This is a genomic window from Streptomyces sp. SudanB182_2057 (assembly GCF_964272715.1).
Lineage (GTDB): Bacteria > Actinomycetota > Actinomycetes > Streptomycetales > Streptomycetaceae > Streptomyces > Streptomyces rubradiris.
In genome coordinates, this window is the sequence record NZ_OZ186798.1 from 1539422 (window position 1) to 1559981 (window position 20560).

At 73.4% G+C, this 20560-nt stretch carries 20 protein-coding genes and 1 tRNA gene; 5 read left to right on the top strand and 16 right to left on the bottom strand.

Annotation, left to right across the window (positions count from 1 at the left end; all coding sequences use genetic code 11):
- Positions 1 to 35 precede the first annotated feature (35 nt).
- The gene (locus ACSURM_RS06380) at positions 36 to 419 is read left to right on the top strand and encodes a tyrosine-type recombinase/integrase (protein WP_436953972.1); all 384 of its coding nucleotides are present in this window, start codon (positions 36 to 38) and stop codon (positions 417 to 419) included.
- Between the two features lie 101 nt (positions 420 to 520).
- Here ACSURM_RS06380 and ACSURM_RS06385 read toward each other — a convergent pair.
- Positions 521 to 594 (bottom strand) — tRNA-Pro (locus ACSURM_RS06385).
- A gap of 126 nt (positions 595 to 720) precedes the next feature.
- Between ACSURM_RS06385 and ACSURM_RS06390 the strand changes: the two genes are divergently transcribed.
- Both ACSURM_RS06390 and ACSURM_RS06395 read left to right on the top strand, forming a co-directional pair.
- Positions 721 to 1428: a transketolase gene (locus tag ACSURM_RS06390; RefSeq protein WP_436953973.1), complete on the top strand. Its 708-nt coding sequence runs from the start codon at positions 721 to 723 to the stop codon at positions 1426 to 1428.
- A 32-nt stretch (positions 1429 to 1460) separates the two neighbouring features.
- On the top strand, positions 1461 to 2405 hold the full coding sequence (locus ACSURM_RS06395; RefSeq protein ID WP_436953974.1) for a transketolase family protein: 945 nt from the start codon (positions 1461 to 1463) through the stop codon (positions 2403 to 2405).
- A 46-nt stretch (positions 2406 to 2451) separates the two neighbouring features.
- Here ACSURM_RS06395 and ACSURM_RS06400 read toward each other — a convergent pair whose 3' ends face one another.
- The 15 genes from ACSURM_RS06400 to ACSURM_RS06470 all read right to left on the bottom strand — a co-directional run bounded on the left by ACSURM_RS06400 (position 2452) and on the right by ACSURM_RS06470 (position 17855).
- Positions 2452 to 3774: an MFS transporter gene (locus ACSURM_RS06400; RefSeq protein ID WP_436953975.1), complete on the bottom strand. Its 1323-nt coding sequence runs from the start codon at positions 3772 to 3774 to the stop codon at positions 2452 to 2454.
- A gap of 149 nt (positions 3775 to 3923) precedes the next feature.
- Positions 3924 to 4283, bottom strand: a complete 360-nt coding sequence (locus ACSURM_RS06405; protein WP_436953976.1) for an MmcQ/YjbR family DNA-binding protein — start codon at positions 4281 to 4283, stop codon at positions 3924 to 3926.
- 30 nt (positions 4284 to 4313) lie between these two features.
- A complete protein-coding gene (locus ACSURM_RS06410; RefSeq protein ID WP_436960956.1) occupies positions 4314 to 4841 on the bottom strand; it encodes an N-acetyltransferase family protein in 528 nt (175 codons plus the stop codon).
- 2 nt (positions 4842 to 4843) lie between these two features.
- Positions 4844 to 5410 (bottom strand): helix-turn-helix domain-containing protein, encoded by a 567-nt coding sequence (locus tag ACSURM_RS06415; RefSeq protein ID WP_436953977.1) that lies wholly within the window; start codon positions 5408 to 5410, stop codon positions 4844 to 4846.
- A gap of 46 nt (positions 5411 to 5456) precedes the next feature.
- A complete protein-coding gene (locus ACSURM_RS06420; RefSeq protein ID WP_436953978.1) occupies positions 5457 to 6359 on the bottom strand; it encodes a LysR family transcriptional regulator in 903 nt (300 codons plus the stop codon).
- 31 nt (positions 6360 to 6390) lie between these two features.
- Positions 6391 to 7584, bottom strand: a complete 1194-nt coding sequence (locus ACSURM_RS06425) for a glycine C-acetyltransferase (protein WP_436953979.1) — start codon at positions 7582 to 7584, stop codon at positions 6391 to 6393.
- A 35-nt stretch (positions 7585 to 7619) separates the two neighbouring features.
- Positions 7620 to 8648 (bottom strand): L-threonine 3-dehydrogenase, encoded by a 1029-nt coding sequence (gene tdh, locus ACSURM_RS06430; protein WP_436953980.1) that lies wholly within the window; start codon positions 8646 to 8648, stop codon positions 7620 to 7622.
- A gap of 221 nt (positions 8649 to 8869) precedes the next feature.
- Positions 8870 to 9442 carry a GAF domain-containing protein gene (locus ACSURM_RS06435; RefSeq protein WP_436953981.1) on the bottom strand — a complete coding sequence of 191 codons (573 nt, stop codon included), beginning with the start codon at positions 9440 to 9442 and terminating at the stop codon, positions 8870 to 8872.
- 61 nt (positions 9443 to 9503) lie between these two features.
- The gene (locus ACSURM_RS06440) at positions 9504 to 10103 is read right to left on the bottom strand and encodes a GTP-binding protein (protein ID WP_436953982.1); all 600 of its coding nucleotides are present in this window, start codon (positions 10101 to 10103) and stop codon (positions 9504 to 9506) included.
- The gene (locus tag ACSURM_RS06445; protein ID WP_030620868.1) at positions 10081 to 10452 is read right to left on the bottom strand and encodes a DUF742 domain-containing protein; all 372 of its coding nucleotides are present in this window, start codon (positions 10450 to 10452) and stop codon (positions 10081 to 10083) included. Before ACSURM_RS06445 ends, ACSURM_RS06440 begins: the two co-directional genes overlap by 23 nt.
- A 2-nt stretch (positions 10453 to 10454) precedes the next feature.
- Positions 10455 to 10889, bottom strand: coding sequence for a roadblock/LC7 domain-containing protein (locus ACSURM_RS06450; RefSeq protein ID WP_189756987.1), 435 nt, complete (start codon positions 10887 to 10889; stop codon positions 10455 to 10457).
- Positions 10890 to 10981: 92 nt separating this feature from the next.
- Positions 10982 to 13381, bottom strand: a complete 2400-nt coding sequence (locus ACSURM_RS06455; protein WP_436953983.1) for a sensor histidine kinase — start codon at positions 13379 to 13381, stop codon at positions 10982 to 10984.
- A 427-nt stretch (positions 13382 to 13808) separates the two neighbouring features.
- A complete protein-coding gene (locus ACSURM_RS06460) occupies positions 13809 to 16205 on the bottom strand; it encodes an ATP-binding protein (RefSeq protein WP_436953984.1) in 2397 nt (798 codons plus the stop codon).
- A 149-nt stretch (positions 16206 to 16354) separates the two neighbouring features.
- Positions 16355 to 17071, bottom strand: coding sequence for a GPR1/FUN34/YaaH family transporter (locus ACSURM_RS06465; RefSeq protein WP_436953985.1), 717 nt, complete (start codon positions 17069 to 17071; stop codon positions 16355 to 16357).
- A gap of 208 nt (positions 17072 to 17279) precedes the next feature.
- Positions 17280 to 17855: a Dps family protein gene (locus ACSURM_RS06470; protein WP_436953986.1), complete on the bottom strand. Its 576-nt coding sequence runs from the start codon at positions 17853 to 17855 to the stop codon at positions 17280 to 17282.
- Between the two features lie 231 nt (positions 17856 to 18086).
- Here ACSURM_RS06470 and ACSURM_RS06475 point away from each other — a divergent pair, with 231 nt between their 5' ends.
- Together ACSURM_RS06475 and ACSURM_RS06480 are read left to right on the top strand one after the other, a co-directional pair.
- Complete coding sequence (locus ACSURM_RS06475) at positions 18087 to 19343, top strand: FAD-dependent oxidoreductase (protein ID WP_436953987.1); 1257 nt, start codon at positions 18087 to 18089, stop codon at positions 19341 to 19343.
- Between the two features lie 65 nt (positions 19344 to 19408).
- Positions 19409 to 20560: a low temperature requirement protein A gene (locus tag ACSURM_RS06480; RefSeq protein ID WP_436953988.1), complete on the top strand. Its 1152-nt coding sequence runs from the start codon at positions 19409 to 19411 to the stop codon at positions 20558 to 20560.

The following is a 20560-nucleotide window of genomic DNA, read 5'->3' on the forward strand; positions in this document are numbered from 1 at the left end:
CCGGAACAGGTACTGTGCGCGCTCGATGTCCCTTTGTGTACGCAGCGACGAGGGGCTTCGTCTTCGCCCAGCGCATCCTGTCCGCCGGCCCCGACCCCGACGCCCGCCTGTTCACCGGCCCGCGCGGAGGACGCGTCTCCACCGCCGTCCTGCGCGACGCCACCCACTGGGACAACGTGGTCATCAGGCTCGGCTACGAACACCTGCGCCGCCACGACCTCCGGCACACCAGCCTGACCTGGTTCGCCGACGCGGGAGTCCCGGTCCACGTCCTGCGGCGCATCGCCGGGCACGGCTCCCTCAAGACCACCCCGACGTCCACAAGATCACGGCCGCCGGCGCAGCACTCTCCGCCCCACCTCAGCGCGGTCCGCGCCCCCCCCCGCTCGCTCCCGGGCCCGATCGTCATGACCCGCTGACACCGGTCAAGGGAGCACTGGTCCCCAACCGGTCCCCAGAAACGGCCGAGGGCCGGTTTCGGATTGCTCCGAAACCGGCCCTGACCTGCGACTGTCTCCAGTCGGGACGACAGGATTTGAACCTGCGACCCCTTGACCCCCAGTCAAGTGCGCTACCAAGCTGCGCCACGTCCCGGTGCGCGGTCTGACCTGGGGTTTCCCCGGGTGAACGCGCAGGGAAACAATACCGCACTCGGGTGGGTGGTCGCGCGCTCCTTTCACCATTGACCTCAAGTTTGGTTGAGGTTGCACGATCAACCGTATGACGACCGCAACGGACCAGGGCCGTACGTACGGCTACGACGACCTGCCCCGGCTGATGGGGCTGATGACCGGCGACGAGAAGCACGGCCCCGCCGCCACCTCCACCCTCGACGTCCTGTGGGTGCTCTACGACCGGGTGCTCCGCGTGACCCCCGAACGGCGCACCGACCCCGACCGGGACCGCTTCCTGCTCAGCAAGGGGCACGGACCCATGGCCTACTACGCCGTGCTCGCCGCGAAGGGCTTCCTTCCCGCGGAGTGGCTGCCGGGGTTCGGCACGTACGACTCCCCGCTCGGGCACCACCCGGACCGGGTGCTGGTGCCGGGCGCCGAGATCGGCAGCGGGTCGCTCGGGCACGGGCTGCCGATCGCCGTGGGCACCGCGCTGGGCCTGCGTGCCCAGGGCCGGACAGACCCGGCGGTCTGGGTGCTGATCGGGGACGCCGAACTGGACGAGGGCAGCAACCACGAGGCGATCGCCTTCGCCGGCCCCGCCGGACTGGACCGGCTGCACACCGTCGTGATCGACAACTCCTCCGCCAGCCACGCGCTGCCCGGCGGGATCGCGGCCCGGTTCGAGGCCGCCGGCTGGTCCGCCGTCACCGTGGACGGCCGCGACCACGCGGCGCTGTACGCGGCGTTCACCGCGCCGCACCCGGGCCGGCCGCATGTCGTCGTCGCCCGTGTCGAGCCGAAGAACGCCTGACCCTCCCCCGCTTCCCGAAAGGGCACACCTCCATGGACACCATGCGTGACCGCTTCGCACCCGTCGTCTCCCGGCTGCTGGACGAGGACCCCCGGGTCGCCGTCGTCCTCGCCGAGATCGGCCTGGACGGCTTCCAGGACGCCATGCGCCGCCACCCCGACCGGGTGATCAACGTCGGCATCCGCGAACAGCTCCTGGTCGGGGCGGCGGCGGGGCTGGCGCTCACCGGGCTGCGGCCCGTCGTGCACACCTTCGCCAGCTTTCTCGTGGAGCGGCCGTTCGAGCAGGTCAAGCTGGACCTGGGGCACCAGGACACGGGCGCGGTGCTGGTGAGCGCAGCCGCATCCTTCGACTGGCCGGCCGGCGGCTTCACCCACATGGCTCCGGGCGACGTGGCCCTCCTGGACACGCTGGACGGCTGGACCGTACATGTGCCCGGGCATCCGGACGAGGCCGAGACCCTGCTGCGGCACGCGGTCGCCGCGGGCGACGACAAGGTGTACGTACGGCTGTCCGTGCAGTCCAACCGGCAGGGGCGGCCGGTCGACGGGCAGCGCTTCGTCACCGTCCGCGAGGGCCGCTCGGGTGTCGTGGTCGCCGTCGGCCCCCTGCTGGACACGGTCCTGGCCGCCACGGAGGGCCTGGACGTGACCGTGCTGTACGCGACGACGGTACGGCCGTTCGACGCGGCCGGGCTGCGTCGGGCCACGGAGGCCGCCGGTACGGACGTCGTGCTGGTCGAGCCGTATCTGGCGGGGACCTCCACGGCCGCGGTCAGCGAGGCGCTGTCCGACGTGCCGCACCGCGTGCTCGGCCTCGGCGTCGCCCGGCGTGAGCTGCGCCGCTACGGCACGATCGACGAGCACGTGGCCGCGCACGGCCTGGACGCGGCGAGCCTGCGGGAGCGGATCGGCGGTTTCGTCGGAGCCGTACGGGTGCCGGCGGGCGGACGCGGCCCGGTCTCCGTGGGCGGGTGAGCCACCGGCCCCACCGGGCGGACGGGGCAGGCGGGGCGCCGGGCCCTCAGCGGGCCGGTGCGGTCCGGCCACCGTGGGCGGGCGCGGCCTCGGCCCGGACCAGGTCGCGTATCGCCGGTGTCGCCAGCAGGATCACCGCCACGAGCAGGCTCACGGCGGCGGCGGTCAGCAGGACGCGGCCGGCGCCCAGCGCACCGGCCGCCGGTCCGGCCAGGGCCTGGCCGACGGGCAGCATGGCGAGCGAGCCGGCCACGTCGTAGGCGTGGATGCGGTTCAGGACGTCGGGCGGGACCTGCGTCTGCACGGTGGTCGCCCACATCACGCCCCAGAACGACATGCCGGCACCGGCGAGCGCGGCCCCCGCCGCCATGGCCGGCACCCCGAGGCCCGCGCCGACGGCCGCCGGGAAGCCGAAGAAGACGAAGAGGGACAGCGCCCCGGCGCGGAGCATGCGGCGCGGGCGCAGCCGCAGGGCGAGCAGGCCGCCGATCACCGTGCCCGCGCCGAGGGCCGAGTTGACCAGGCCGTAGGCGCCCGGCCCGTGCCGCTGGACGACCTCGGTCGCCACCAGTGGCACGGTCGGGCCCCATACGGCGATCATGTAGAGGCACCAGACGGCGATCACGCTCCACAGCCAGGCGCGGGAGCGGAACTCCCGCCAGCCGTCGGCGAGATCGGCGCGGAAGGCGCGCAAAGCGGAGCCGGCGGCGGTCCGGGGCCCCGCGGGGAGCGGGGGCAGCCGGAGCAGCAGCAGGCACAGGGCGCTGAGCGCGTAGGTGGCGGCGTGCGCGGCGAAGACGCCTCCGGCCGAGGCGAGGCCGACCAGGACGCCGGCCACGGCGGGGCCGGCGAGCTGGGCGGCGGACTCCGCGATCCGTATCGCGCCGTTGGCGCCCTGGACGTCCGCGGCGAGGCGGGGCACGGTGCTGGCCACGCCCGGCTGGAAGACCGCGCCGGCCACGCCGTTGACGATGCCGATGGCACAGATCTGCCACAGCACCACGTGCCCGGCGAGGAACAGGCCGGCGGCGAGTGCCTGGGTGACCAGCCGGACCAGGTCCGCGCCGATCATCAGCCTGCGGGTGCTGAACCGGTCGGCGACGACCCCGCCGAAGACGACCAGCCCCGCGAACGCGGCGGCGGTGGCGGCCATGGCGAGACCGACGGCGCCCGCGCCGTACCCGTGTTCCAGCAGGCCGGCGGCGAGGGCGACGGGCAGCATGGTGTCACCGAGCCGGGCGACGGCCCGGGCCACGAAGAACAGCGCGAAGTCCCGTGACCACACGGCCGGGGCCCCGGCCGCGGCCTCCCGCGCCCGCCCCGCCCGCCGCGTGCCGAAGGCGTGCCGCGCGTCCGTTCTTCCGGTCATCCGAGTGCTCCCCTCCCTGTCACCGGGGCGTCCGGCGGCTCGGGCGGCCACGCTGTCCTCGCCGCTCCCGTCACCCGCACGCCCGCGCCTCCCCGTACCGCCCCCGTCGCGGGATGATGCCACCCCGCCGACCGCCCCCACCGGGTTTTTCAGCCCGCGGCCGGGAGCCCCAACTCGGGGTGGGCGTCCAGGAGTCGGGGCGGGGCGGCCTGGCGCCAGGAGTCGGCCAGGATGTCCCGCAGCTCCTCCTCGTCCTCCAGGGCGGCCAGTCTCGCTCTCACCCAGGCGAACTGGGCCTCGTGGCCGGCGACCCAGAACTTGTCCGGCTCGGCCAGCACCAGTTCCTCGCGCTCCTCCTTGGGGCAGCGCACGGCGATGGACGTCTCGTCCTCGGGCAGGGTCGCGAACATCTTCCCGGCCACCCGGAACGTGGGCATGCTCCAGGCCACCTTCTCCGTGGTGTCCGGCAGGGACAGGGCGATTCGGCGTACGTCTTCTGCGTCCGGCATGACACGCAAGGTAGCCCCTGCCACTGACAATCAGCTCCCAGGGCCGCCATCGAGCCGCTTGTAGTACAGGGTCGTCGGCCGCAGCTCTCCCGCCGGGCTCGCCGCGTAGCCGGGGATGGTGCCGGCCTCGGTCCAGCCCGCCGCGCGGTACAGCCGCTCGGCGGGGCTGCCGGTCTCGGTGTCGAGGTGGAGCAGGGTGCGCCCGTCGGCCGCGGCGGCCCGCTCGGCGGTGGTCAGCAGCCGGCGGCCGAGCCCCTGCCCGCGCGCGCACCGGTGCACCATCAGCTTGACCAGCTCGGCCCGGTGCCGGCTGTTCGGCTTGCCCGGGAAGTCCAGGCCGACGGTGCCGGTCACCCGGTCCGTGGCGTCCAGGGCCGCCCAGACGGCGAGTCGGCCGGCCGCCACGCCGTCGGCCCGCTCCCGCCACCAGGCGACCGCCTCGGTGTGGCCGAGCGGTGCGAGGAAGCCGACGGAGGCGCCCGCGGCCACGGTGTCGGTGAGCAGCGCCGCCAGGCCGTCGGCCCGCGCGCGTATCCGGTCGCCGTCCCAGCGCTCGATCCTCACGGCCGTACCACCGCCAGGACGTAGCGCGCCGGGTCCGGGCCGGGGCAGCGGAACCGGGTCGCGCCGGTCACCCGCATCCGCAGGCAGTCCCCCGCGTCGAGCCGGTGGGCCCGTTCGCCGACGGTGACCTCCAGGGCCCCCGCGAGCAGCCACAGGTGCTGTTCCAGGCCGGGCACGGGCGGGCGGTCGTAGGCGAGGTCCGCGCCCGGGGCGAGCCGGCCCTCGACGAGTTCGCCACGCAGTCCGGTGTGCGGCGGGGAGACGGACCGGCGTACGAAGCCGGCGGCACGGTCCTCCCACACCCGCTGCTCGGCGGCGCGGACCAGCGGGGCCGGGGCCGCCTCGACCTCGCCGAGCAGCTGGGACATGGTGCGGCCGTAGACATGGCAGAGCCGGTTCAGGACGGCGGCAGTGGGGCTGGTCTCGGCGCGTTCGGCGCGGGACAGGGTGGACCGGCTGACTCCGCTGCGCTCCGCCAGCTCGTCCAGGGACCAGCCGTGCTCGGCGCGCAGCTCGGCCAGCCGGTTGCCGATGAGGAGATCGACAGGATCTTCGCTTCTCATATCCGGGACGCTATCCCTGATATGAGACGACCGTGTTACGGACGGCTCACGTCCGGGCCGCCTCGCCGAGCGCCTCCAGCACCGGGCGGATCAGCGGATGCCCCTCGGCTCCCCGGCGGACGGCGGCGAAGACGCGGCGGGTCGGGGCGACGCCGTCGACGGGGCGTACGACCACGCCGGCGAGGTCCATGCCGCACAGCGCGGAGCGCGGTACGAGGGCGACGCCCGCGTCGGCGGCGGCGAGCGCGACGACGGCCCGGAAGTCGTCGGAGGAGTGTTCCAGGCGGGGCTGGAAGCCGGCACTCTCGCAGGCGAGGACGACGACGTCGTGGCAGGGGTTGCCCGGGTAGGGCCCGATCCAGGGGTCCTTGGCCAGTTCGGCGAGCGGCACCTCGCGGGTGTCCGCCAGCCGGTGCCCGAGGGGGACGACCGCGTCGAACGGCTCGGCGTAGAGCGGGACATGGGTCAGACGGGGGTCGTCGGCCGGCGGGGCGCCCCGGTACTCGACGGCGACCGCCACGTCCACCTGCCGGTCCAGGACCATGGGCAGGCTGGCGTCCCCCTCCGCGTCCCGCACCCGGATCCGGATGCCGGGTGCCTTGGCGGCGAGGCGGGCCACGGCCGGGGCCACGACCTGGGCGATACCGGTCGCGAAGGCCGCCACGGTGACCGTGCCCGCCTCGCCCGAGCCGTAGGCGGCCAGCTCGGCCTCGGCCCGCTCCAGCTGGGCAAGGACCGCGTTGGTGTGGCCGAGCAGGATCTCGCCGGCCGGGGTGAGCCGTACGCCCTTGGCACCGCGCTCCACCAGGCGGTGACCGGTCTCCTGCTCCAGGGCCGTCAGCTGCTGGGAGACGGCGGAGGGGGTGAGATAGAGCGCGGCGGCCGCCGCGGTGACCGTGCGGTGGTCGGCCACCGCACGGAGGATGTGGAGCCGCCGCGCCTCGATCATGTCCCTGATTATCCCAGCTCGTCCGGCCTGGTCAGGCGGCCAGTTCGGCGCGCGCCGCGACGAACGCGCCGACCGCGCGGTGGACGTCCTCCGTGGAGTGCGCGGCGGACAGCTGGACCCGGATGCGGGCCTGGCCCTGGGGGACGACCGGGTAGGAGAAGCCGATCACGTACACCCCGCGCTCCAGCAGGAGTTCGGCCATGCGGGCCGCCTCCGCCGCGTCACCGATCATGACGGGGGCGATGGCGTGGTCCCCGGGGAGGATGTCGAAGCCCTCCTCGGTCATCCGGCGGCGGAACAGCGCCGTGTTCTCGGCCAGCCGGACGCGCAGGTCGTCGGCGGACTCCAGCAGGTCGAGGACCTTCAGGGAGGCGGCGGCGATCACCGGGGCGAGGCTGTTGGAGAACAGGTAGGGGCGGGAGCGCTGGCGCAGCAGGGCGACGATCTCGGCGCGGGCGGCGACGTAGCCGCCGGACGCGCCGCCGAGGGCCTTGCCGAGGGTGCCGGTGATGATGTCGACGCGGTCCATGACGCCGTGCAGTTCGGGGGTGCCCCGGCCGGTCGGGCCGACGAAGCCGACGGCGTGCGAGTCGTCGACCATGACCATCGCGTCGTAGCGGTCGGCGAGGTCGCAGATCTCGCGCAGGGGTGCCACGTAGCCGTCCATGGAGAAGACGCCGTCGGTGACGATCAGCCGGCGGCGGGCGTCGGACGCCTCCTTCAGCCTGGCCTCCAGGTCCGCGAGGTCGCGGTTGGCGTAGCGGAACCGGCGGGCCTTGGACAGCCGGATGCCGTCGATGATGGAGGCGTGGTTGAGGGCGTCGGAGATCACCGCGTCCTCTTCGCCGAGCAGGGTCTCGAAGACACCGCCGTTGGCGTCGAAGCAGGAGGAGTACAGGATGGTGTCCTCCTGGCCGAGGAACGCCGACAGCCTGGCCTCCAGCTCCTTGTGCACCTCCTGGGTGCCGCAGATGAAGCGGACGGAGGCCATGCCGTAGCCCCAGCGGTCCAGGGCCTCGTGGGCGGCGGCGATCACCTCGGGGTGGTCGGCGAGGCCGAGGTAGTTGTTGGCGCAGAAGTTGAGGACCTCGCCGGGGCGGCCGCCGGCGGTGACGTTGACGGTCGCGGACTGCGGGGTGCCGATGACCCGCTCGGGCTTGTGCAGGCCGGCGGCGCGGATCTCGTCGAGGGTGGCGCGCAGGTCGTCGCGGACGGTGTCGAACATGGGGGGCTCCTGAAGGTGCTCGCGGTTGCGGGGGGTCAGGCGGTCCAGTCGAGGATGACCTTGCCGCCCTTGCCGCTGGCGGCGTCGGCGAAGGCGGCCTCGAAGTCGCGGTAGCCGTACCGGCCGGTGATCACGGGGGCGAGGTCGAGGCCGCCCTCCAGCAGCACCGACATCGCGTACCAGGTCTCGAACATCTCGCGGCCGTAGATGCCCTTGACGGTGATCATCGAGGTGACGATCCGGGCCCAGTCGACGGGGAACTCCTCGGCGGGCAGGCCGAGCATGGCGATCCGGCCGCCGTGGGTCATGTTGGCGATCATGTCGCGCATGGCCTCGGGGCGGCCGGACATCTCCAGGCCGATGTCGAAGCCCTCGCGCAGGCCCAGGGTGCGCTGGCCGTCGGCGATGGTGGTCCCGGCGACGTTCAGGGCGAGGCTCACCCCGATCTTGCGGGCCAGGTCGAGGCGCTCCTCGCTGACGTCGGTGATGACGACGTTGCGGGCGCCCGCGTGCCGGGCCACGGCGGCGGCCATCAGGCCGATCGGCCCGGCACCGGTGATCAGGACGTCCTCGCCGACCAGCGGGAAGGAGAGCGCGGTGTGCACCGCGTTGCCGAACGGGTCGAAGATCGCGGCCACGTCGAGGTCGACGGGGACCCGGTGCACCCAGACGTTGGACGCGGGCAGGGCCACGTACTCGGCGAACGCGCCGTCGCGGCCGACACCGAGGCCGACAGTGGCCCGGCACAGGTGGCGGCGGCCGGCCAGGCAGTTGCGGCACTTGCCGCACACCAGGTGGCCCTCGCCGCTGACCCGGTCGCCGACGCGGACGTCGGTCACGTCCCGGCCGGTCTCCACGACCTGACCGACGAACTCGTGGCCGACCACGAGCGGGGTGCGGATGGTCTGCCGGGCCCAGCCGTCCCAGGCCCGGATGTGCAGGTCGGTGCCGCAGATACCGGTCCGCATGACCTTGATGAGGACGTCACCGGGGCCGATGGCGGGCTCCGGTACGTCCGTCAGCCAGAGACCCGGCTCCGCCTTCTCCTTGACGAGCGCCTTCAACGCTACGGCTCCTGTGGGTGAGGCCCGGCCCCGCGGGCATGCCGAAGGAGCCCGCACCGGGTCAGAGGGGTGGAATCACCCCGCAATCTGCCGTATGCGCGCGCCGGGGTCCATCGAGCTTTTCTTAACCGGCGCCTCAGCTTTCCTTCAGGCCCCGCGGGTGACCCTCATCTCCCTCGCGCGGAGCCGCACTTGAGCCCGGTCGCGGCGGGACGGCGCCTTCAGAGGGGCAGGCCGTCCCGCGCGCTCCGTTCGAGGCGTACGACGAGATCGGCGGCCAGCGCCTTGATGGTGTCCAGACCCGTCCTGCCCCAGGCGCGCGGGGATGTGTCGGCGGCACACACAGTGCCGAGCGCCATGCCGGTGCCGTCGATGAGCGGGGCGCCGAGATAGGAGCGGACGCCGAACTCGTCGACGACCGGGTTGCCCGCGAACCGCGGAAAGTCGCGGACGTCGTCCAGGACCAGCGCCTTGTGTCGTACCACCACATGGGGGCAGAACCCATGGTCGCGCGGCAGCACCCGGCCCATCTCGGCCCTGCTGCCGTCCTCGCGGACGACCGGGGCGGCGGGGGCGCTCAGACCCGCAAAGAACTGGTGGTCCTCGCCGATGAAGTTGACCATGGCGTAGCTCGCGCCGGTGAGCCGGGCGAGGTGGCCGGCGAAGGCGTCGAGCGCGGGGTCGGGCCGGTCCGCCAGACCCAGCCGGCGCAGCCGCCGGACGCGGGCGGGGGCCTCCTTGTCCTCGGGGGTGAGCAGCAGACCCCGGACCGGCCGGGGCGGCTCGTAGCTCATCGCCGGACTCCGGCGCTGTGGGTGTACCGCATGGGGGAACTCCGTGGACGGTGGGTCGGGATCACCTGTGGGCGCCCTGGCTGGGCGTGGCCGCCGGGGCGAGGGCCAGCAGATGGCGTACGAGGGTGAGCAGGGTCTGGACGCCGGAGCTGGAGATCCGCGCGTCGCAGCGCACGACCGGGATCTCCGGGCCGAGGTCGATGGCGGCCCGCACCTCGTCGGGTGCGTAGCGGTGGGCGCCGTCGAACTCGTTGACGGCGACGATGAAGGCGAGGCCGCGCTCCTCGAAGAAGTCGACGGCGGCGAAGCAGTCCTGGAGGCGCCGGGTGTCGGCGAGGATCACCGCGCCGAGCGCGCCCTCGGACAGCTCGTCCCACATGAACCAGAACCGCTCCTGCCCCGGCGTGCCGAACAGGTACAGCACGTGTTCCGGATCGAGGGTGATCCGGCCGAAGTCCATGGCGACGGTGGTCTCCATCTTGTTCTCGACGCCGTCGAGACTGTCCGTGCCGACGCCGACCGTGGTGAGCAGCTCCTCCGTGCTGAGCGGCGCGATCTCGCTGACCGCTCCCACGAAGGTCGTCTTGCCGACCCCGAAACCGCCCGCGACCAGGATCTTGAGCGCGGTGGGGAACGGGTCAGAGCTGTCGTCGTAGTCCATCGAGCACTGCCTCCAGCAGAGACCGGTCAGTGGGAGTGTGGTGGTAGGCGGGCGGCTTGGTGGTCAGCGCGCCGCAGTCGACCAGGTCCGACAGCAGCACCTTGGTGACCACCGCGGGCAGCTTCAGCTGGGCGGCGACCTCGGCGACCGGGACGGGCGCGCGGCACAGGTCGAGGGCCTGCGCGTGTTCGGGACCGAGGTAGCCGAGCGGGGTGACGCCGGTGGCCATCACCTGCGACATCAGGTCGAGGGCGATGCTGGGCTCGGTGCGGCCGTCGCTGACCGTGAACGGCCGCACCAGCCGCCCGGCCGCCTCGTCCAGCCAGGGCCCGTCGCCGGCTGCGGCCACGCTCAAGGCCTCGTCGCCGCGGGGTCCGCGGTCTGCTGCCGAGGGGCGGTCACCAGGTAGGGGCGGACGCTCTTGACCAGCATCGCCATCTCGTAGCCGAGCACGGCGGCGTCGGCCTCGCGGCCGGCCAGCACGGCGAGACAGGTGCCGGAGCCGGCGGTGGTGACGAAGAGCAGGGTGGCGTCGAGTTCGACCACGACCTGGCGCACGTCCCCGCCGTCGCCGAACCGGACGCCCGCGCTGCGGCCGAGGGAGTACAGGCCGCAGGCCAGGGCCGCCATGTGGTCGGCGCTGTCGGCGTCCAGGCCGTGTACGGACTTCACCAGCCCGTCGGAGGAGAGGAGCACCGCGCTGGTGGTGTGCGGTACGCGCTGCACGAGGCCGCTCAGCAGCCAGTCGAGGTCGGATGCGGGGATGGTCGGCGCATCGCTCGCCATGGTGGATCGACTCCTTGGGGTACGAAGATCTGGGGGAGCGCTGGGGGTGGGGGTACGACGTGCGGGGGCGGGGGTACGTGCGGCGGGTACGGTCATCCGGCCGGGGCACTCCCGTCGGCTCGGCCGGTACCGCGGGCGCCGTCCGGTACGGGCGTGTGGGTGTGCGCCTGGGGTATGGCGGCCGGAGCCGGTGGTTGCCCGGGGGTGGTGTGGTCCGGGTCCATGTGCTCTGAGCCCATGCGGGCGGAGGATGTGGGGGCGGAGGGTGTGTGGGGCGAGGCCATGTGCTCGGGAGCCATGTGTTCGGAGCCCGTGTGGGCGGAGGGCGTGTGCTCGGGAGCCATGTGGGCCGATGCTGTGTGGGGAGGAGGCCCCATGTGGGTGGCGTCCATGTGCGGGGCGCCCATGTGGGGCGGACCCATGTGCCCGTAGGCGGTATTTGCGTACGTCTCTTCGCCGTGGGCCCTGTACGTCCTCCCCTCCCCCGTCGTCCCCCCGTACTCCGTCTCTTCCCGCCCCGGCTCCCCGTACCCGGGCCCCAGGTCCTGCTGGGCGGCCTCGGCGAGTCCGAACCCGCGCTGGAAGGCCGCCATCAGGCCGGGGTCGTGGCCGGCGACGGTGCCGGTGTCCTGGCGGGGTGCCGGGCCGCCGCGCAGTTGGGGCGCGATGTGCTCCTGGGCGCGCCTGCGGGGCAGTTCGGGCTTGTCCATGGTGTCGCGGGTGTCGCGCACCATGTCGACGCGCGGGGTGGGCACGCGCGGGGTGGGCAGCACACCCATGTGTGACTCCACCACCGGCCGGTCCTCGGCGCTGACACCGGGCAGGGCGTCGGCGGGGTTGGGCCGTGTCCCGTGGGCGCCGCGGACCGGCAGCGGGGGCGGAGTGCCCGCTCCCTGGCGTCCGCGCGTACCGTTCTCGGCGTCGTGCCGCCCGGAGCCGCGCTGCGCGTGCCGCCGCCGCCCGGCACCCGGCGCCCGTCCGGCACCGGCACCGGCCCCGCCCTCGGCCGCGGTGCCGCCGGCCCCGGCGCGCCCGGTTCCGGTCCCTCCGCCGTTGGTCCCCGTACCGGTGACCGGCGCGGAACCGTTTCCCGAACCGCTTCCGGCACCCTGCCCGTCCGTGCCCGGATCCGCGTCCACGCCCATATCCGCGCCCGTGTGCTCATCCGACGCCGATCCCGGCACCGGCACAGACACCGGCACCGGTTGCGCCCCCTCGCCCGAGACCGCCCCGCGGCCCGGCTGGTCCGGCCCCGCACCGGCATCCGTGTCCGCCCCCGGCGCCACCCCGGCCTGGCCCAGCAGCGCCTGGGGGACGACGAGGACGGCCTGGACGCCGCCGTAGATGTTGCTCTGGAGCCGCACCTGGATGCCGTGCCGGCGGGCGAGCTGGGAGACGACGTAGAGGCCGATGCGGCCGTCGGCCAGCAGGCTGGCGACGTTGACCTGGTCCGGGTCGGCGAGCAGGGCGTTCATCCGGTTCTGCTCGGTGACGGGCATGCCCAGGCCGCGGTCCTCGACCTCCACGGCGAGCCCGGAGGTGACGAGGCCGGCGCGGAGCAGCACTTGGGTGTGCGGGGCGGAGAACACCGTGGCGTTCTCGATGAGTTCGGCGAGCAGGTGGATGACATCGGCGACGGCGTGGCCGCGCAGCTCGCCGTCGACGGGCGGCACCAGCCTGACCCGGGAGTACTGCTCGACCTCGGCGATGGCGGAGCGCAGCACCTCGGTCATGCTGACCGGGTTGCTCCACTGGCGACGCGAGACGGCGCCGCCGAGCACGGCGAGGTTCTCGGCGTGCCGCCGGATCCGGGTGGCCAGGTGATCGACGTGGAAGAGGCCCTTGAGCAGCCCGGGATCCTCGATGTCGTTCTCCAGGTCGTCGAGGATCGAGATCTCCCGGTGCACGAGGGACTGAAGCCGGCGCGCGAGGTTGACGAATACCTCCAGCTTCTGTTCGCTGCCCGTCTGACTGGAGAGCTGGGCGGCCCGGACGACGGCGGTGACGGCGCCGTCGTACGCGCGGGCCAGGTCGGCGGCGAGCAGTTCGAAGTCGTCGGCGTCCGCGGGGGGCCCGCGGCGCCGGCCGCGCTGGGGCGGGGCCTCGCCCTGCCGGAGCGCGTCGACCAGGGCGTGCAGGTCGGCCTCGACGCGCGCGGCGGTGCGCCGGAGCGCGTCGACGCGGTCGGCGATCGTGCGGGCGGCGCGGTCGGCGGCCACGGCGGCGATCAGGATGCCGGCGACGGTCACGCCCGCCGCCCCGGCGACCATGGCCCACAGCAGGGGGCCGGTGTGTCCGGCGGAGCGGACGCTGAACAGCACCGCGGCACCGGCGCCGAGCGCGACCGCGAGGGGCGGCAGGACGGCGAGCCGCATCAACTGGGGCCGTATGTGCGTCTCGGACGGTGCGGGAGCGGGTCGGGCGACCGGCCGCCCGTGCCGGCCGCCCTCGCGACGGTCGGCGCGGGCGGCCGGCGCTCGGAGGTGAGACATCTGCGTCCTCGTACTGGTCCGTCGGGCTTGTGGTCCTCGTGCGGTGCGCGCTGCGGGCATGCGTCGATGCGGGCACGCGTCATCGCGGCGTCGGCCGACGGGACCGGGGAATCCGGCCGCATGCCACCCGACGGACACTCACAGTAGTTGTCCGCGCATCCTGTGTGGTGGGCAGTTGACAAAGTCCCCCGTGGAGCGTCCCGCTCTGGTATGAGGAGCCGTACGACAGACCGATAACCCGGCCGACTGTCCCCCGGACGGCGCGAAAGAGACCGGTGCGACCTGGTCGGAAGCGATCAGAAAGCGAGATCGGGGGCGGCGGGCCGGATCGGCCTGCCGCCCCCTGTCGGGCGTGAACGTGCGAACGCCAGTGCGCCTCGGCCGCCCGCCTGGCGGCCCCCCTCCCAGGGGGGCCGCCGGGTGAATGTCACCGAGAGTGGTCGCCTTGGCCTGATGTCGGCGAAGTCGACCCTCCATCGGACGTCAGGGCATCAAGCGCATCGAGGTGTTTCCGGGCCTCGGTACGGCTGTTGGGGTCGGCTGACGCACCCAGGGCGAGGCACTGGGAGAAGGCGTCCCGGGCCTCGGCACCACGGCCGGCGGCCAGCAGGCTGTTGCCGAGGCGGACCAGAACGCGGCTCTCCATGGCCGTGTTGCCGCCGGCGCGGCACAGTTCCACGGCGATGCGCAGGTGCTCGACGGACGCGTCCCAGTTCCCGAGGCGGGCGTGTGCGCCGCCGAGGACCGTCCGCAGGTTCATGCGGGTGAACTCGGCGACGTGGGACACGATGCGGTCCCCGACCTGGTCGAGGAAGGAGAGCGTGTTCGTGACGGCCGTGATGGCCTCCTCGTGGCGTCCTCCGTACACAAGGAGCTGATCGTGCTCGACCATGGCCTGGAGGGCGCCGTGCAGGTCACCGGCGGCCTCGAAGAGCGCGGCCGCCTCGCTGTTGTGACGCGCCGCCTCGGCATGGTCACCGAGCAGCCGGAGGGCCCAGGCGCTGTACTTGTGGGACCAGCCCTGCTGGGAGAGGTCACCGGCACGCCGGGCCGCGGCGAGGCCCTGGGCGGAGCGGTCGAGGCTGTCGTGGTGGCGGCCTTCGCAGACGAGCAGGGCCCAGGCGTGGTAGTTGATCTGGGTGGCTTCCAGGAGGGGATCCCCGAGGGCCTGGGCCGACCGGGCCGCGGTGGCGAAGACCTCGGGCCAGTGGCCCCAGAAGATCCACTGGTCGGAGAACCAGTGCAGGGCCTCGGCCACCTCGACCACGGTCGCGTGGTCGCCCGCAGCGGCGGCCGCCCGCAGGGCGGCCAGCCAGTTGGCGCCCTCGTCCTGGAGCCACTGACGGGCACGGTCGGCGGTGGAGAGGTCGACGTCGCTCCGCCAGGTGGCGGGCGGGGCGCCATGGTCGGGTTCGTACCAACGGCCGGCCATGACGGTGGTCTCCAGCAGCCAGCGGTGCAGCGCCGAGCGGGCCGCCTCGGCGGCTCCGGCCGGTTCCTCGGCCCGCAGGCACCCCCGGGCGTAGAGCCGCAGCAGGTCGTGGAACCGGTAGCGGTCCCGGTCCGCGCCCAACAGACCGGTCTCGACCAGTTCTTCGAGGGTGTCCTCGGCGTCGAACAGTGACTGCCCCGTCAGCCGGGCGGCGCCGGCGGCGCCCGCATCGGGTCCGTCGACGAGGGACAGCAGCCGGAACATGCGGGCGGCGGCAGGGGTGAGCTGGCGGTAGGACAGGTTGAAGGCCGCTGCCAGATGGAGGTCGCCCGCGGTCAGGGTGTCCAAGCGGCGCTCTTCCATCGCGAGGCGGTCGGCGAGGCGGCGTACCGACCAACCGGTGCGGGTGGCCAGCCAGTTGCCCGCCACGCGCAGGGCCAGCGGCAGGTTCCCGCAGTGGCCGGCCACCTCGGCCAGCGCGGCCGGGTCGGCTCCGGCTCGTTCCGTACCCACCAGGGCGGTCAGGAAGGCGGCGGCCTCTTCCGCGCTCAGTTCGCCCAGCGGCAGGCGGTGCACGCTCTCCAGGCCGGTGAGCATCCTCCGGCTGGTCACCACCACCATGCCGGCACCGGCGCCGGGCAGCAGCGGACGGACCTGGGCCTCGTCGCGGGCGTTGTCCAGCACCAGAAGGTACCGCCGGTCGGCCAGCATCTGCCGGTACAGCCCGGGGCGGCCCTGCGGCCCCGCCTTCGCCAGGTCCCGGTCGGCCACGCCGAGGGCCTTGAGCACCCCCAGCATCAGCTCGGGCGGCTCGGGCGGAACCTCGTCCATGCCCCGCAGGTCCACCATCAGCTGCCCGTCCGGGAACCGGTCGGCCAGTTCCCGGGCGGCGTGCAGCGCCAGCGTGGTCTTGCCCGCGCCCGGCGGTCCGGACACCGTCGCCACCACCGGACGCTCCGCAGCCGTGGTGCGATGCTCCGCCCGCTCGGAAGGGCCTGGCAGGCCGGCGGCCCGGACGGCGAGCTCCGTCAGCCGGGCGAGCTCCCGCTCACGGCCCACGAAGTCGTCGATGCCGCGGGGGAAAGCGCATACGCCCAGCGGACTGTAACCCCGGCTGCGACCGGCCCGGGCGGCGGCCAGCAGCCGTTCCCGTTCCGGCTCGCCCAGCCCCAGGCCCGCGGCGAGCGCGGCCACCGTTCCCCGCTGCGGCGCCGCTCGCCGGCCGCGTTCCAGATCGCCGATGCCCCGCACACTCACGCCCGAAGCCGCGGACAGGGCCTCGATCGTCAGCGACGCTCCCAGCCGCAATTCCCGCAACAGCGCCCCGAACGCCGTGCCCTCCCCCGCCACCCTGCCTCCCGGCGTCCCGCTCGCGCCGAGCTGCCCGAGCATGTCCGAGACATTTTAACGGGCAACTACTTTTGCCGTGCGGCATGTGGGCGGCACGTGTGCGGGACAGTCGGGCACGCGGGATGCGATGGCGCGGGAACGGTCGCCGCCCGGCGGGCGGGCCGGGCGCGGTGGGGCGTCAGGGCGCCGGGTCACAGTGTCCGCCGTACCCCTGCCTGTCGCTCCAGATTGCGCAGTTGCACCGCGAGGTTGCCCTCCACGGCTTCGTGGGCGGGGCCGAGCCGTCCTACGGGCAGGACCTCCTCGCCCCTCATGTCCTCCAGCATGAGGGCGAACGCCGCGTACAGCGCGGCAACCGCCAGGAGCATGCCGAACGCCCCGGAGAGGTACCCGACCCAGGCGGCGCCGGTGAAGTTGAAGAGCGCTGCCACGGTGAACCTCGGCACGGCGACGCAGAGCACCAGCCACATGGAGCGCTTGCGGTGGGCGACGGTGGCCATCATGAGGGCGAAGAGGGCGAACACGAGGTTGAGTACGCCGAGCACGCGGGCGCCCGAGGGCGGATCGAATGCCAGGACCAGGGAACTCGCGAGCCACGTCCCGGAGAAGCAGGCCATCAGGGTCGCGGCGAGCACGTCCCTCGCCCCGAACGCCAGGATGCTGACGATCAGTTGCAGGATGAAGGCCGGGAGGATGGTCAGCGCGACGGCCAGGTGTGCTTCGTCGCCCAGCAAGCCCAGTTGCAGGCTTCCGACGATGAACGACGCGATCGCCACGGCGAAGAAGCCGACCGGCATCGGGGAGGCGATGGGGCGGAGGTTGATGCGGGTCATCGGACGCAGGTCCGGCTCGAAGTGCCGGGCGGCCTGGGGGGTTTGCCCTGCGGGCGGGCCGGAGTCGTGGGTCATGGTGATTCTCCTGTGAGTCGTTCCGCACCAGGGAGCGGAACGGATCGGTGCGCCGGCGAAGGGCGGCGGCGCCGCGCCGGGGCGGTCGGGCCCCGTTCCTCATCGGGTGGAAGCCGTCGGCCGGTCGGCGCCGCCTGCGGGCGCGGCACGGCACGGCGTGGTGCCCGCCGGTGTCGCGACGGGGCGCGGACGGCCGGGACCGGCTCGTTCAGGCCCGCACCAGGGGTGTGTCCACCAAGTGCTCGGCCAGGAACCACGCCTGCTGTTCACCGGTCCGGACCACCTGCGAGACCAGCAGGTCGTTGGTGCCGTCGTCGCCCAGCTCGGCCACCCGGGCGGCGGCCTCGCGGGCGTCGACGAGGATCGCTTCGTGGGCCTCCAGCAGGCGCGACAGCATGACCGGTACTTCTTCGACGCCGTCCGGGGGCCTGGGGATCGAGGTGATCTCGGCGACGTGCCGGGGGTCTCCGACCGCCACGCCGCCCAGGGTCTGGACGCGTTCCGCGAGGGTGTCGACGAGGTCGAGCTGCTCCCCCGCCTGCTTGTCCAGCAGCAGGTGCAGTTGGTGGAAGGTCGCGCCGCGCATCAGCCAGTGGTGCTTCTTGTAGAGGCCGTAGAGGATCTGCGTGTCGGCCAGGACCTTGTTGAGTCTCTGGCAGGAGTACATGCGGGCGTCGTAAGAGAGCCCGAGCGGAAGCTGCTTGACAGTCCCGAACTCCTGGATGACGGGGCCCGTCTGATGCAGCCGTGGCTGGCTGCTCATATGCCGCGCTTCGATGGTCATGGTCCGCCTCCTGCGGTTCGGGGTGTTCGCGGAGGCGACGCTACGTGCCGGCGCTGGGCGGTCTTTGCCCGTCAGCGCATGTGACGGTGTCCAGCAGCGCACGGCCCGACCCGGCATGCGCGGGCGTGCCTTCCTGGACAAGTCCCTGTGCGCCGGCGCGCATGGACCGGCGCGTTTCCGCCTCTAGGTTCGCGATGAAGGAGCCGTCGGGCATGAGGAAGGAACACTAGTGTGAACGAGCAGGTCGACGTGGTCGTCCTGGGCCTGGGTCACGCGGGCGGGTACGTCACGGGCGCGCTGGCGGAATCCGGCCTGGACGTGGTGGGCATCGAACCCAGGCTTGTCGGTGGTGAGCGCTTGCCTCCCGGGTGCTTCACCGACGTGACGACCGGCTCCGTGTCCGGCTTCCCGGCGGCTCGGCTCGCCGCCGGTCCCGTGGCGGTCGGGCGGGTCGGGTTCGTACACGGAAAGGGCCGGCTCTCCGGGCCACGCCGGGTCACGGTCGGCGGGCGTACCTTCCGCCCCCGCAAGGGTGTCGTCCTGGCCACCGGCGCACAGCCTCGGCTCCCCTCCGTACGAGGGCTGGCGGGGACCCCGTACTGGACCGACCGGAACGCCCTGGCGACGATGGAGTTGCCGGAGTCTTTGATCGTGCTGGGCTCCGGCGGACTCGGCGTGGAGACCGCTCAGCTCTTCGCGCGCTTCCGGTGCGCCGTCACCGTGGTGGAGCGGCGGCCTCGGCTGCTGCCTCAGGAGGAGCCGGAGGCCAGCACATTGGCCGAGCGGGCTCTGCGGCGGGACGGCGTCACCGTCCTCAGTTCCACGGGGGTCTCGGAGGTCGGCCACGACGGCACGGGCTTCACGGTCCGGCTCGACGGCGGGAGGGAGCCGCTGCGTGCCCAGCGGCTGCTCGTCACCATGGAGCAGGAGGCCGGCCTCGTGGGGCTGGGGGCGGACACCGTGGGGCTGGACGCCCGGGCGGGGGCCGTGCCCACGGACGGACAGATGCGTGCGGGGAAGGGCCTCTGGGCGGTCGGCGACGTCACCGGCCCCGTCTCGTCCGATGTCGCGTCGTACCAGGCCGAGGTCACCGTGCGGGACATCCTGGGGTGGCCCGGCCCTGACACCGGCTACGAGAAGCCGGCCCGCCTGGTCTTCACCGACCCGGAGATCGCTGCCGTGGGACTCACGGAGCGCCAGGCGCGGAACCAACGGCTGCGCGTGCGCACCAGTCTGCTGCCGGTCAACTCCTTCGGTTCTCGCGGACCTCGGGGCCGGCGGCGTGAGGGCTTCGTCAAGCTGGTCGAGGACGCCGACCGTGGCGTCCTCGTCGGAGCCACCTCCGCGGGACCGGCGGGGGCAGAGGTCCTGTACGGACTGAACGTCGCTGTCCACACCGCGATGTCCGTGGAACGCCTGCGGTCCTGGGTTCCCGCTTGTCTTCCCTTTCATCGCACGGTGGAAGCCGCTCTGGGAGGGCTGGGGTGAGTCGCCTTCCCTCCGTGGACGTGCGGTGGCCTGGACGAAGAGGGGCCAGGGGCGCGGCCGGTGGCATGCGCGGCCGTGATCCCGGCGAGCCGCACCGGACCGCCACGTCCCTGGAGCTCCTCTTCGACCTCTGCTTCGTGATCGCGGTGGCCCAGGCTTCCGCGGGTCTGAGCACGGCGGTGGTCGAGGGGCACCACTTCACCGGTGTGCTGCGGTTCGCGGTGGTCTTCTTCGCGGTCTGGTGGGCGTGGATGAACTTCACGTGGTTCGCCTCCGCGTACGACCCGGACGACGTCCCCTACCGCTTGCTGGTGCTGGTCCAGATCACCGGCTCCCTGATCCTCGCCGCCGGCATCGCCCCGGCTTCCCGTACGGGGGACCTGCGGGTCGTCATCTGGGGGTACGTCGTCCTGCGCACGGCGCTGGCCGTCCTGTGGCTGCGGGCCGCCCGGTCGGACCCGCCCCGGCGGCGGACAGCTCTGCGCTTCGCCACCGGAGTGACGGGCTGTCAGGCGGGGTGGGTGTGCACGCTCCTGCTGCCGGCGCCGGCCCGGCTCCCGGCCATCGCGGCGCTGATCGCCGCCGAGGTGGCCGTACCGGTGTGGGCGCAGTCCGCCGGGACGACCCCGTGGCATCCGCGGCACATAGCCGAGCGGTACGAGCTGTTCGTCCTCATCGTGCTCGGCGAGTCCGTCGCGGCCGCATCGGAAGCGATCCGTGACGCGTTCGGGCGCGGTCACGACGCCACGGCCCTGTACTCGTTGGCCGGGGGTGGTCTGCTCATCGTCTTCGCCATGTGGTGGCTGTACTTCGCCAAGCCGGCCCACACCCTGCTCGCCACGACGCATCAAGGTCATCGCAAGAGGTTCGCCTGGGCGTACGGCCACTACCTGGTGTTCGCCGCGGCGGCTGCGGAAGGAGCCGGCCTGGCGGCGTACGCCGAGCTGATCACCCGTCGCTCCGTCGACCCGTTCCTGCCGTCACCGGCGGGTGCCGCGATCACCTTGCCCTTGGCGCTGTTCCTGGCGGCGGTGTGGGTCGTGCACGTACGGCCGCATCCGCACGGCCGGACCGAGCGGTTCGCGTATCCCGTGGCAACGGTCGCCGTTCTGGGAGCGGCCTGGTCTCCGGCGCCGGCCCTCATGGCCGGTCTCCTGGCGGCGGTGCTGGTCGTCGTCGTCACCCTGGCCGGGAGGGCCGGGGGCGTACGGCGCTGA